The sequence below is a fragment of the Pseudoalteromonas sp. Of7M-16 genome (assembly GCF_022347805.1).
Lineage (GTDB): Bacteria > Pseudomonadota > Gammaproteobacteria > Enterobacterales > Alteromonadaceae > Pseudoalteromonas > Pseudoalteromonas luteoviolacea_F.
Map to the genome: position 1 here is coordinate 1 of NZ_JAKRFY010000026.1, position 11757 is coordinate 11757.

General features: G+C 50.0%; 5 protein-coding genes. All 5 read left to right on the forward strand.

Annotation, left to right across the window (positions count from 1 at the left end):
- The first annotated feature begins 20 nt into the window (after positions 1–20).
- From MHN81_RS21650 to MHN81_RS21670, 5 genes are read left to right on the forward strand one after another with little or no spacing between them, the layout of a single operon-like run.
- Entirely contained in the window at positions 21–8192 is an 8172-nt protein-coding gene (locus tag MHN81_RS21650) for an SDR family NAD(P)-dependent oxidoreductase (protein WP_239426697.1), read from the forward strand.
- Positions 8189–8455, forward strand: a complete 267-nt coding sequence (locus MHN81_RS21655; RefSeq protein ID WP_023402314.1) for a phosphopantetheine-binding protein — start codon at positions 8189–8191, stop codon at positions 8453–8455. The genes MHN81_RS21650 and MHN81_RS21655 overlap by 4 nt, the downstream gene beginning before the upstream one ends.
- Positions 8433–9674, forward strand: coding sequence for a beta-ketoacyl synthase N-terminal-like domain-containing protein (locus MHN81_RS21660; RefSeq protein ID WP_239426698.1), 1242 nt, complete (start codon positions 8433–8435; stop codon positions 9672–9674). The genes MHN81_RS21655 and MHN81_RS21660 overlap by 23 nt, the downstream gene beginning before the upstream one ends.
- 23 nt (positions 9675–9697) lie before the next feature.
- The gene (locus MHN81_RS21665) at positions 9698–10963 is read left to right on the forward strand and encodes a hydroxymethylglutaryl-CoA synthase family protein (RefSeq protein WP_023402312.1); all 1266 of its coding nucleotides are present in this window, start codon (positions 9698–9700) and stop codon (positions 10961–10963) included.
- Between the two features lie 19 nt (positions 10964–10982).
- Positions 10983–11753, forward strand: a complete 771-nt coding sequence (locus MHN81_RS21670; RefSeq protein ID WP_036977464.1) for an enoyl-CoA hydratase/isomerase — start codon at positions 10983–10985, stop codon at positions 11751–11753.
- The last annotated feature ends 4 nt before the right edge of the window (positions 11754–11757 follow it).

The following is an 11757-nucleotide window of genomic DNA, read 5'->3' on the forward strand; positions in this document are numbered from 1 at the left end:
ATGGGGACGCTATTTATGCTGTGATCAAAAATTCAGCGGTAAATTATAACGGCAATCGTTCGGCATCCATTGCTGCACCCAATACCAACGCACATGCATCTCTGATCCAAGCATGTTACGCCAAGGCCAACATAGATCCGCGAGAGGTCGACTATATAGAAGCTCAGGGCATGGGCAATCCGGTTGCCGATATTTGCGAGTGGGATGCATTTAACCTTGCACTTAATAATCTGGCGCAGCAACAGGGAGTGGCATTGCGCCCGGCGCAGTGCAAAGTGAGCACTTTAAAACCCATGATCGGTCATATGCACTCAGCGTCTTCGTTGGGGGCTTTGTTCAAAGTCATTCATAGTTTGCAAAGCGAAAAAATACACAAGATACTCGGAATTGAGCAGATCAGTGCGGATATTGACCCCAAGCACAGTGTCTGTCAATTGGCAACAGACACCATACCGTGGCCGAAGACGTCGCGCAATCGACTGGCGGGGATCCATGCGTATGGGGCGGGTGGCAATAATGCCCACGTGTTAATTGAAGGTCTAGATCAGGTGTCTGAGCCGAGTGTTAAGGGGGAGCCCGAAGGTGAGCAAGTTTGGGCGCTGCCGGTGTCAGCACTGAATAAAGCGTGTTTCACTGCCCAACTCTCTGCGCTACACGCAGTATTACGTCAGTACGCATACCCACTTTCACGTCTGGCATTTACATTGCGACATGGCCGAGACAGCCACGACTATCGCTGCATCTTTTTGGCGTCATCGAGGGAGCAGCTACTGCAGCAGATCGAAGATGTACTACAGGCGCGAGCGAATTCAGATGTATTTGAACATGGGCAAAGCCAAGCGCTTAGTGAGCGGGCCCAACCGATTGCGGCACAATGGTTAGAAACCGGCCAGTGTGAGTGGCCTGAAATATCGCCTGAAGGGCGTCAGCGCGTGCACTTACCTGGCACACAATTTAACCTAACAAGCTATTGGATAGCACCTGATATAGCGTCACCGGCGCACGATACCGCGATGCACATGGATTTAGAGCCTGTACCGGCGGGCGCTGATGAACATCGTATTACTGAGATATTGATTTCAATCCTGGCTGAACATTTGCGCGTTTCAGAGCGGGACATTGACCTTGAGCGGGAATTTAGCGATATGGGGTTTGACTCCCTATTGGTATCTCGGGTGTCAAAAGCATTGAGTGCGAAATTAGCCACTCAGATAGATCCGGCGGTGTTGTTTGAAGCAACGACTCCCGCCAAGTTGATTGACCATTGTAAACGGCATTTTCAGCAGTCAACGAGCGGTTCGAGTGCACGCCGGAAATTCACCGCGAGTAAGCGGTCGTTCACGAGACAACCCATTGCCATTATCGGGCTTGCTGGGCAATATCCAGATGCGGACAATGTGTTTGAGTTTTGGCAAAATCTGGCTGCTGGTAAAAGCAGCATTCGCGAGATCCCCAATGAACGCTGGCCCATAGCAGCGTACTTTGACGCACAAGCTGATGGTGAAGGTGATAGCTTTCAATCGGCGGCAAAGTGGGGCGGTTTTTTAGATGGACTCAATTATTTCGACAATGAGTTTTTCAATTTACCGCCTTTTGAAGCTGCTTATATGAGCCCCAAAGAGCGGCTCTTTATGCAGTGTGCTTGGCATGTTATTGAAGATGCCGGATACACCACTAAGACCTTGGAACGCGATACGGTCGGCGTCTTTGTTGGGATCTCAAAAGCTGGATTTGACAATTATAAAGACTCTTATTTTTCAGCGGCCAATCGGATCTCTTACCGGTTCAATTTTTGCGGCCCCAGCATGCCTGTCGATACCGCGTGCTCGTCGTCTTTGTCGGCCATTCACGAAGCTTGCTTGCACCTCTATGCCGGTGAGTGTGATGTGGCTGTTGCTGGGGGGGTGAATGCCTATACTCACCCCTCTACATTTGCCGAGTTCACCAGACTCAATGTGCTGTCCAAAGACGGTACGTTAAGTGCGTTTGGCGCGCAGGCAAACGGGTTTGTGCCCGGTGAAGGGGTGGGAGCGGTGTTGTTAAAGCCCTTGGCCAAAGCCATTGCTGATGGTGATCACATTTATGGGGTGATCCGCGGCACAGCAACAAACCACGGTGGCAAGGTCAACGGTTACACCGTACCGAGCCCGTTAGCGCAGCAAAACCTTATTCGTACTGCTCTGTCTAGAGCCGAGCTTTGTGCTGCGGATATCAACTATGTTGAAGCGCATGGCACCGGGACTCTACTGGGGGATCCGGTAGAGTTTAAGGGCTTAGATGAGGCCTACAAAGCGGATACATCGGCACAACAATTCTGCGCGCTAGGGTCGGTCAAAACCAATATTGGCCACCTTGAAGCGGCTGCGGGTATTGCAGGGCTAACAAAAGTATTATTGCAAATGCAGCATAAAAAGCTCGCGCCGACCTTAAATGCTGAGCAACCAAACCCACACATTGATTTTGCAGCCTCAGCGTTCAAGTTACAGCACTCGCTGACTGATTGGCAGCTGGATACGACAGAGCGCAACGCGAAGCGGCGCGCAGGGGTATCGTCGTTTGGTGCCGGCGGCAGCAACGCACATATTGTGGTTGAAGAGGCGCCTACTGGTGCACATAGCAGTACGCTTGAGTCATCTTATTTATTTGTCTTGTCTGCAAAAAGCGAGTCGGGACTGGCGCGCTATGTGGATAAATACATCGACTTTTTGACTGAGCAGCCATCCTTATCACTGGCCAATATGACCTATACCTTGCAAGCAGGCAGAGAAGCCATGCCATATCGCATGGCGTGTGAAGTTGACTCGTTAGAAGCCTTACTCGATATGCTCAAAGCATTTAAGCAGGGCACGGTATGTGCGCAGCTGTGGCAAGGTAAAGTAGATAAAAGTCGGGGCGTTGAGGCACTGTTTCAGGAGTCCTCAGCCCAACAGCTGGTAAGGCATTGGCTCGCAGAGAGAAAGTTTCAATATATCGCTGAGTTGTGGACTCAAGGGGGGGAAATCGATTGGCACCCTAGCAAGCCCGCGCAATATCAGCGTGTCAGTTTACCCGGTTATCCTTTTGCCCAGATTGATATCCCAAAAGCGCCGATGCTTGTGCCCGTAACGGCCCATGGCCATGGTGCTTTGGCATCCTCGACAACACACAGTAAAGCGGGGATGTTGCTGATGGCGCCAAGTTGGCGGGCACTGGATGAGACGCACAGTGAACTATTGGACGAAGACATAGAGCAACATATTGTATTGTGCGATTATCCAGCCTTGTCGGCACGGGAGGGGATTGTCCACTTGTCTAGTTCGACGGCACATCCAGCTACCAGCTTTACGCAATTTTGCATTCAATTGACGGCGCGATTTGATGCCATTATGCGTTCAAAGCGCGCGTCACATCAGATTTTGCAAGTTGTGGTCCCCCAAGAGTCCAACTTACAGTCAACCCTGCCAGCGATGTCGGCACTGTTAAAAACGTACTCTTTGGAAAACGATAACGTCACAGGGCAACTTATTGAGTTGCCCGTGAACTTGCCCCAAGAGCAGGTATTTAAATTGCTTGAACAGGCGAAACTTCAAACGCATTGTCACTGGTTCAAAGTCGAGGCATCACAATTAATGGCATGCGCTCTGGACGTGATTGACACTGTGTCTGTGCCTCATCCATGGCGCGATCAAGGGGTGTATTTGATCACGGGAGGATTGGGCCAGCTGGGGTATTTGTGTGCGTGCGATATTGCGCAAAAAGTGCAGGCGCCTATCTTGATTTTAACGGGCCAGCGGCCTTTGGATGCGCACAGAGAAAATCAACTCTCCCGTTTGCAAGAGATGGGGGCAACGGTGCACTATGAGGCAGTGGATCTGACCGCGCTCGACGCAGTGACAACCTTGGTTCAGAATACCGTGCGTGAGCATGGTGGGATCAATGCGGTACTACACTGTGCAGGGGTTATTCAAGATGGTCTGCTGCGCAATAAAGATGCACAAAGCATACGACGAGTCCTCGCGCCAAAAACCTATGGTGCATGGCACTTGGGACAAGCGTGTGAAGAGATAGAACTTGAGCACTTTGTGCTGTTCTCTTCAGCGGTTTCCATGGTTGGTAATGTTGGGCAGGGAGATTATGCGGCTGCCAATGCCTTTATGGATCTGTATGCGCAGCAGCGACAACAACGCGTTGAACAGGGTCTGTGTTTTGGTCAAAGTTGTGCTATCGGCTGGGGGTTGTGGCGTGATGGCGGGATGCAAGTATCCGATGATATTCTCACAGCACTGTACGACATGTCAGGTATGCAGCCTATTGAGCGCGATGTGGGATTGTCCGCGCTGTATCAAGTGATGCGCCAAACGCGTACCCGCACCATAGCCATTGCTGGCGATACGGCAAAACTTGAACATCATTTCTCTCGCTCTATTGGCGCGGCCAAGTCTATCGCAAAGCCAGCCAACACCACACCGCCGAATATTGACCAAGTGCAGCGTGAACTCATGTCGCGATTTACCGCCGCTGCCGCTGTGGTTGTCGGTGTGGCACAAAGTGCCATTGACCTGCATGTTGAGCTGGATGAGCAAGGCTTTGGTATCGTAGAGTTGCATACCATTATCAATCAGCTAAATCAGCATTTTGATCATGATTTTAGCTTAGACACCGCCAACGCCTATCGTACATTACAAGAGTTACTCGATGCGTACAGCGACTCCTGGGCGGGCAAAACGGTGGTGCAAGGGCACACTGATCCCTTATTATCCACCGATGATGACGCCCTATTGGCGTCAGTATATGAACAGTTGACTGCGCTGATCTCGCAAGTGACAGGGTATGCAAAGGAAAAGCTCGATCAGGATACTGGCTTTGATGAACTGGGCATAGACTCTTTGGTGGTGACCAAGCTGACCAATAAGCTGGAGTCTGTGTATGGGGCACTGCCAAAAACCCTGTTTTTTGAATATCATACAATCGCGCAGTTGGCTGAATACATGTTGGCTGCACACCGCACTCAACTTGAGGCGCACCTGACGACACAGCCCAGTTCGAGTGATATCCCCGCTACAACCAGTTCACCTGAACCGATAGAAGCGCAAAAAGAGCTCGTCGCCAGCGCTTGCCTGGATCAAAGCCGCGATGCACAGGACATGGATATTGCCATCATCGGTATATCAGGACGCTACCCTCAAGCAAATTCACTGCACGCGTTTTGGCAGGTGTTGGCAGGGGGTCAAGATTGCATCACCGAGGTGCCAATCAGCCGCTGGTCTCATAGTCATTATTATGATGCGGAAAAAGGTAAACCTGGAAAGACGTATGCGAAGTGGGGCGGCTTTATTGACGGCGTAGATAAGTTTGATCCGAGTTTCTTTAATATTTCACCTCGCGAAGCTGAAATCATCGAACCACAGGAGAGGCTGTTTTTACAAACTGCCTATGAAGCGATTGAAGACGCTGGCTATACCCGGGCGTCGTTGGCACAAAACACCGCACTTGATGGGTCGCCCGGCGCGGTCGGTGTGTATGTTGGGGTGACGTATCAGGAATATCAATTGTATGGCGCGCAGGAAACCATGTTAGGCCAGCCTATGGTATTGTCTATGAGCCCGTCATCTATTGCCAATCGCGTATCCTACTTTTGTGACTTTCACGGTCCGAGTTTGGCCATTGATACCATGTGTGCTTCGTCACTGACCAGTATTCACTTAGCTTGTCAAAGCTTACTCAGCGGTGAGTGTAAAGCTGCCATCGCTGGCGGCGTCAATGTGTCTATTCATCCTGCAAAATACCTGATGCTGGGATATGGCGGGTTTGCATCGCAAACTGGTCGCTGTAAAACCTTCAGCGCTGAAGCGGACGGATTTGTGCCCAGTGAAGGTGTGGGAGCAGTACTACTCAAACCATTGCGTGAAGCACTGCAAGATGGCGACAATATTTACGGGGTGATCAAAGGCAGTGCGGTCAATCATGGTGGCAGAACCTATGGCTACTCTGTTCCTAGCCCCACAGCTCAGCAGACAGTGATCACTCGGGCATTGGCACAAGCCAAGGTTAGACCTCAAGAGATCAGCTATTTGGAGGCACATGGGACGGGGACTTCGTTGGGAGATCCCATTGAAGTGGCCGCTTTGAATAAAGCGTTTTCAGCCGCTGACAGCAAGGGCAATGTCTGCGCAATTGGTTCTGTGAAGTCCAATATTGGCCACTGCGAAAGTGCGGCGGGCATTGCGGGCCTGACCAAGGTGCTGCTGCAAATGAAGCATCAGCAACTTGTGCCTTCATTACACAGTGAACAGATAAACCCCAAAATTGAGTTTGCGCAGTCCCCATTTATTGTGCAGCAACAGCTGGCGCCATGGCCAAGTCGTGATGATGCCCCGCGTATTGCTGGAGTGTCATCGTTTGGTGCTGGGGGCTCAAATGCCCATCTTATTGTCCAAGAGGCCCCTAAACAGGCCTCGTTACACGGGAACCAAAGCGCGCACGTTCAAGTGATCACGCTATCTGCCAGAAGTCACGAGCAACTCAAAGAGATGGCCAATAATTTACTACATCACCTAAGGCGCGAGCAGTTGTCTCAAGACGATGTACAGCGCATTGCGTATACCTTGCAAACGGGTCGCGAAACATTTGACTACCGATTGGCATGCATGGCTGGCGACTTGGCGGAGATATACATAGGATTGGAGCTATTCTTGGCAGCTGACAGTGTGTCAGGGGAAACTGAAAACTGGTTGAGTAGCGCGGTATGCACTGGGGTTGTTGACGATAATCAAGCGCAGTCTCCGTCACTAGACCCAAGCTTTTTAAGTACCATTAAGCGCTCCGATGAAGCGCAAAAAGATATACGTTGTAAAGAGCTTGTCAGTGCCTGGTTGCGAGGGGGTGACATTCAGTGGCATGCTTTATATCGCCACCAGAGCCCGATAAAAATCAGTTTACCGACTTACCCATTTGCGGCAAAACGTTACTGGAAACCAGCCAGCGATGAAGCGTTACGTGCTCAGCTGGTGAATGCCCTATCACACAACCCTGCTGTGTTGCCAGCACCGCAGGAGCGCAAATCGGGTAAGATACAATTGGTCGATCCGCACATGTTTGCGGTGAAAAAAGTCACTTTGCCAACACCTGCTCAGGCAGGTGAAAGGGTAGCAACCTCGGCACCTCAGCATGACTTGTCAGGAGAGGCGGTGACAGCGAGTGAAATGTCTAAAACTGATGCCAGCGAAGGTGCAGATACTTTCAGTAAGGACTTTTTACGAGCGAGTTTGGCCAAGGCGTTAATGATGAACGAGGATGAAATATCCGACAATACGCCGTTTTCAAATATTGGCTTAGACTCCATCGTTGGTGTAGAGTGGGTACGTGCCATCAATGCGCAGTACAATTTGGCGTTGGCAGTCGAGCGGGTACATGAGTACCCCAGCATCAATCAGTTGCATGCGCACTTGCAGCAAAGTGAGTCTGGCGAGACATTGGTAGTGCAGCCCAAAGTGAGGGAAACCGAACAAGCCACACCTGCACTAGAAGAAACGGTTGAAACGGTTGATGATGAGGCGGTGATCACGACCGTTATCGCCACCTTAGCAAATGCTTTGTTGCTCGATGCGGGGGATATTCGCGCGCAGTCTCGCTTTGTTGACTTGGGCTTAGACTCGATTGTTGGGGTTGAATGGATCCGCGCCATTAATGGCCATTTTGGCACGCACATTGAGGCAAATGCGGTATATGAGCACCCGACGCCAGCAGCGTTTTCTCAGTATCTGACTTCGCTGTTTGCTGAGCCACAGACATCGACGGATGATGTTGCGCAGCTTGACTCTACAGTGTCATTGCAAGCGCCGAGTGAGTACACCTCGTTAGACTTTTTGCGCACGTCGTTGGCAACGGTTCTGATGATGGCTGAGCAGGAAATCAAAGCGGCGACTCGATTTGCAGATTTAGGACTGGATTCAATTACCGGGATGGAGTGGATCAAGGTGATCAATCAGACCATGCAGCTCAGTTTGAACGCCGATATTGTCTATGAACACAACACGTTGGAAAGTTTTTCTAGGTATATTCAAAGCCAGTTAGAGAACAAAGGGATGCAACAAGCACAGGAAATAATCCAAGCCTTACAAGCTGCGCAGCGCAGTGATGAGGCGACACAAGGCGCACACTTAGGTGTGTCCGGTCAACATAAAGAACATAAACAGATGGAAGAAGTACTATGAATATCGCAGTCAATGTCGAAAGAAGTCAGGTACAAACAGTGGTGTTAGATTGTATTCGTCAGCTAGTCCCCTCTTTGCAAGATCATACGTTTAAGCAGGGCGATAGCTTAGCCGCTTTGGGTGTGAACTCGATGGAGCGGGTTGAAATTATCGTGGATATTTTGGCGGCATTGTCACTCAGAATACCGATGACTGACACCATGTCGGCGACCAATTTGGATGAACTGATAGATCTCTTACATGACAGACTCAATCGCCGCTAATATGCGCAATGCGCCTGCGCTGATCACCGGCATGGGCGCCGTTACTGCGATCGGGCAAGACATTACAGCCATCTCTCAGGCACTGAAAAAAGGCACTTCGGCGTTTTCATATATGACCCGAGAGGGGCGCTGTTTTGACGAGCCATTTATTGGTGCAGAGCTTGCGCCACTGGCGATGCCTAAGCAGTTTGAAGCCCATAATCTGAGCACTTTTTCACTGAGTGCACAGGCGGCGTTGGCTGCGCTGCAGCAGGCGTGGACAGACGCCAAATTAGATACTGTTGAGCCTGAAAAAATAGGCCTGATTGTCGGTGGCAGTAATGTACAGCAGCGACACTTAAATAATTTGCGTGACAAGCGTAAAAATGCACCGTATTTTATTCAGCCCAGCTATGCATTAAATTTTATGGACTCAGACATCTGTGGGATCTGCACTGAGCTATTTAACATACGCGGCAGTGCTTTTTCGCTCGGCGGTGCCTCCGCCAGTGGACAACTGGCGGTGATTGAAGCGGCAAAAGCGGTGACAAGTGGGGCACTGGATGTATGCGTTGTGGTTGGGGCTCTGATGGATTTATCCTACTGGGAATGTCATGCATTTTCCTCACTGGGTGCTATGGGAAGCAGCCGCTTTTGCGATGCCCCTACTTTGGCTTGTCGGCCTTTTGACCAACAACGAGATGGCTTTATTTATGGTGAGGGTTGTGGCGTATTAGTGCTTGAGCGTCATCAACACGCGTTGCAAAGAGGGGCTCATCTGCGCGCTGCTATACCTGGGTGCGCTGTGGTGATGGATGGAAATCGCAATCCAGATCCCTCTTTGGCTGGGGAAATAGCCGTGATCCAACAGGCATTGCACAATTCAGCGATGACGGCCTCAGACATTGATTATGTCAATCCCCATGGCAGTGGTTCGGTGCTAGGGGATGAGACCGAGTTGCAAGCCTTGGCCAAAACCGGACTGCGCAGTGTGCCTTTGAACGCGACCAAGTCTCTATTTGGTCATGCTCTGAGCGCAGCTGGGTGCCTTGAAATCATCGCGACCTTGATCCAGATGGAACAGGGCTTTTTACATCCCAGCTTAAATTTAGAAAACCCCATACAAGCAGATTTTGATTGGGTGACGACAACAAGGCATGAAACCAACATCAAACAAGCGCTGAGTTTGAGTTACGGGTTTGGTGGGGCAAACACCGCGCTGTGTATCACTAAGCCTTGACAATAGTTGAGTAGGAGTAAGTAATGGAATGCAGTGAAGTAGGTATTGAAGCGATGAATGTATATGCAGGCACGGCGTGTTTGGATGTACGTAAACTGATCGATCACCGCGAGCTCGATATCGCACGCTTTAACAACCTATTAATGTCAGAAAAAACTGTGGCACTGGCCAGTGAAGATCCGGTCACATTTGCCGTCAATGCTGCCAAACCTATTTTGGATGCATTGAGTGAGGCAGAAAAAAACAGCATCGAAATGTTGATCACCTGCACTGAGTCAGGTATTGATTTTGGTAAATCCATTAGCACCTATGTGCATGATCACCTTGGCTTGAATAAAAACTGCCGGGTGTTTGAAGTAAAACAGGCGTGCTACTCAGGTACGGTTGGTTTACACAATGCGGCGAACTTCATTTTGTCTAACACCTCACCTGGCGCGAAAGCCTTGGTGATTGCGGTGGATTTATGTCGATTTATGGTGTTAGGGGAAGAGGACGTCAATGAAAAAGATTGGGCGTTTTCGGAGCCCTCGGGTGGCGCTGGCGCAGTGGCGATGTTGATCAGCAATAAGCCGGAAATTTTTAGGTTGGATGTGGGGGCCAGTGGTTATTACTCCTATGAAGTTATGGACACCTGTCGACCTCAGCCGGACAGTGAAGCGGGTAATGCAGATATCTCCTTGATGTCTTATTTAGATTGTTGTGAGCAAACTTTTTTGCAGTATCAGCAACGTGTTGACGGGGCGAACTACGCACATACATTTGATTATTTGGCATTTCATACTCCGTTTGGCGGCATGGTTAAAGGCGCACACCGTTCGTTGATGAGAAAGTTTGCGCAGCAACCTCCGGCGCAAATCGAAGCCGATTATAACCAGCGGGTGACGCCCGGACTGACCTATTGTCAGCGCATTGGTAACATTATGGGCGGTGCGCTATACGTGTCTTTGGCGGGGGTGATAGAGGCGGGGGATTTTAGCACGCCCAGACGGATTGGCTGTTTTGCCTATGGCTCAGGGTGCTGCTCTGAATTTTACAGTGGAATTGTCACTGAGCAGGGGCAAGCACGCTTAAAGTCACTGGATATCGCATCGCATTTGGATAGTCGCTATCAGCTCTCCATCGAGGAGTATGAAAGGTCTCTGCGACAAAACAAAGAGGTGCGTTTTGGCACCCAAGATGTGGTGGTTGAGTGTCCAATCACCGATAAGATCCAACAACAACAGCAGCTAAGTCCACGTTTGTACTTGAAGCGGATCAACAATTTTCACCGAGAATATGAATTCCAATAAAAATGTGTGAGTGTCAATCGTGACGTATGAGATGATCAAGGTTAGTCACAATGCGGAGATATGCACGCTCCAATTTAATCGGCCTAACCATAAGAATACTTTGAATAAGCAAATGATTGAGGAGTGCTTGCGGGTGATCTCCGACTGTGAGTCGCGCAGCAATATATTGGTTATCAAAGGACTGCCGGAGGTGTTTTGTTTCGGCGCAGACTTTTCTTGGATGGACAAACAAGAGTACACAGACAACCAGCAAGGCAGTGAACACGATCCAAGTATACTGTACACGCTGTGGAAGCGCATTGCGCTGGGGCCATTTATCTCTATTGCCGTGGTAGAAGGGCGGGTCAATGCCGGCGGGATGGGGTTTGTCGCTGCGTGTGACATTGTTTTGTCAGGCAGCCGTGCCCAATATAGCTTGTCAGAGCTCATCTTTGGGATTTTACCCGCCTGTGTCATGCCATTTTTAATCAAAAAAGTTGGCTGGCAAAAAGCCAACTACATGACCTTGATGACCTCTCCTTTTAACGCCCATGACGTTGCGAATTGGGGATTGGCCGATGCCGTTTCAGATGACTTAGACGAGTTGCTCAGACGGCATTTACTGCGTCTGAGACGCTTACCTCGCGATGGCATAATACGGCACAAACACTATATGAATACACTGAACCCACAATTACTCGAACACGAGTCGATCGCGGTACAGGAAAATCGAGCAACCTTTTCTCTGCCCTCTGTGGTAACCAATATTGGACGTTATGTGGAAAGCGGCAAGCTGCCATGGGAAAGCTAAAACA

Coding starts and splice junctions, on each gene's coding strand:
- MHN81_RS21655 (WP_023402314.1), top strand. CDS start 8,189: ATGAATATCGCAGTCAATGTCGAAAGAAGTCAGGTACAAACAGTGGTG.
- MHN81_RS21660 (WP_239426698.1), top strand. CDS start 8,433: ATGACAGACTCAATCGCCGCTAATATGCGCAATGCGCCTGCGCTGATC.
- MHN81_RS21665 (WP_023402312.1), top strand. CDS start 9,698: ATGGAATGCAGTGAAGTAGGTATTGAAGCGATGAATGTATATGCAGGC.